Here is a 1,627-nt window from a genome sequence, read left to right as displayed (position 1 = left end):
GCCGGCCCCAGTGCACTCGGGATGTGGTCCCGGGGTGATGGGTGGTTGGTCGTTGTTTGAGAACTGCACAGTGGACGCGAGCATCTGTGGCCAAGTTTTTAAGGGCGCACGGTGGATGCCTTGGCACCAGGAACCGATGAAGGACGTGGGAGGCCACGATAGGCCCCGGGGAGTCGTCAACCAGGCTTTGATCCGGGGGTGTCCGAATGGGGAAACCCGGCAGTCGTCATGGGCTGTCACCCGCTGCTGAACACATAGGCAGTGTGGAGGGAACGCGGGGAAGTGAAACATCTCAGTACCCGCAGGAAGAGAAAACAACCGTGATTCCGGGAGTAGTGGCGAGCGAAACCGGATGAGGCTAAACCGTTCACGTGTGAGACCCGGCAGGGGTTGCGTGTGCGGGGTTGTGGGATCTCACTTCTGTTGTCTGCCGGCAACAGGGCGAGTCAGAAACCGTTGATGTAGGCGAAGGACATGCGAAAGGTCCGGCGTAGAGGGTAAGACCCCCGTAGTCGAAATGTCAGCGGCTTGCTTGTGAGACACCCAAGTAGCACGGGGCCCGAGAAATCCCGTGTGAATCTGGCGGGACCACCCGCTAAGCCTAAATATTCCCTGGTGACCGATAGCGGATAGTACCGTGAGGGAATGGTGAAAAGTACCGCGGGAGCGGAGTGAAATAGTACCTGAAACCGTGTGCCTACAAGCCGTGGGAGCGTCGGAACAAGGCTTGCCTTGTTCTCGTGACTGCGTGCCTTTTGAAGAATGAGCCTGCGAGTTTGCGGTGTGTTGCGAGGTTAACCCGGGTGGGGAAGCCGTAGCGAAAGCGAGTCCGAACAGGGCGTTTTAGTAGCACGCTCAAGACCCGAAGCGGAGTGATCTAGCCATGGGCAGGTTGAAGCGGCTGTAAGAGGTCGTGGAGGACCGAACCCACCAGGGTTGAAAACCTGGGGGATGACCTGTGGTTAGGGGTGAAAGGCCAATCAAACTCCGTGATAGCTGGTTCTCCCCGAAATGCATTTAGGTGCAGCGTCGTGTGTTTCTTGCCGGAGGTAGAGCACTGGATAGGCGATGGGCCCTACCGGGTTACTGACCTTAGCCAAACTCCGAATGCCGGTAAGTGAGAGCGCGGCAGTGAGACTGTGGGGGATAAGCTCCATGGTCGAGAGGGAAACAGCCCAGAGCATCGACTAAGGCCCCTAAGCGTACGCTAAGTGGGAAAGGATGTGGAGTCGCACAGACAACCAGGAGGTTGGCTTAGAAGCAGCCACCCTTGAAAGAGTGCGTAATAGCTCACTGGTCTAGTGATTCCGCGCCGACAATGTAGCGGGGCTCAAGCGTACCGCCGAAGTCGTGTCATTGCAGCAATACGGCCAACGCCGGCTGTGATGGGTAGGGGAGCGTCGTGTGCCGGGTGAAGCAGCCGCGGAAGCGAGTTGTGGACGGTTCACGAGTGAGAATGCAGGCATGAGTAGCGATACAAACGTGAGAAACGTTTGCGCCGATTGACTAAGGGTTCCTGGGTCAAGCTGATCTGCCCAGGGTAAGTCGGGACCTAAGGCGAGGCCGACAGGCGTAGTCGATGGATAACCGGTTGATATTCCGGTACCCGCTGTGAAGCGTCAAACAT

The 1,627-nt window shown here is 57.7% G+C and carries 1 rRNA gene; it reads left to right on the top strand.

Features of this window, described 5'->3' with window-relative positions:
• Window positions 1-88: 88 nt before the first annotated feature.
• Window positions 89-1,627 (top strand): 23S ribosomal RNA (locus Sdi02f_RS35475); the annotation flags it as partial.

The sequence above is a fragment of the Streptomyces ardesiacus genome (genome assembly GCF_003112575.1).
In the GTDB taxonomy this organism is placed as follows: domain Bacteria; phylum Actinomycetota; class Actinomycetes; order Streptomycetales; family Streptomycetaceae; genus Streptomyces; species Streptomyces ardesiacus.
The sequence above is the reverse complement of the archived record's forward strand: the minus strand, read 5'-3'. Positions and strand labels throughout refer to the sequence as shown.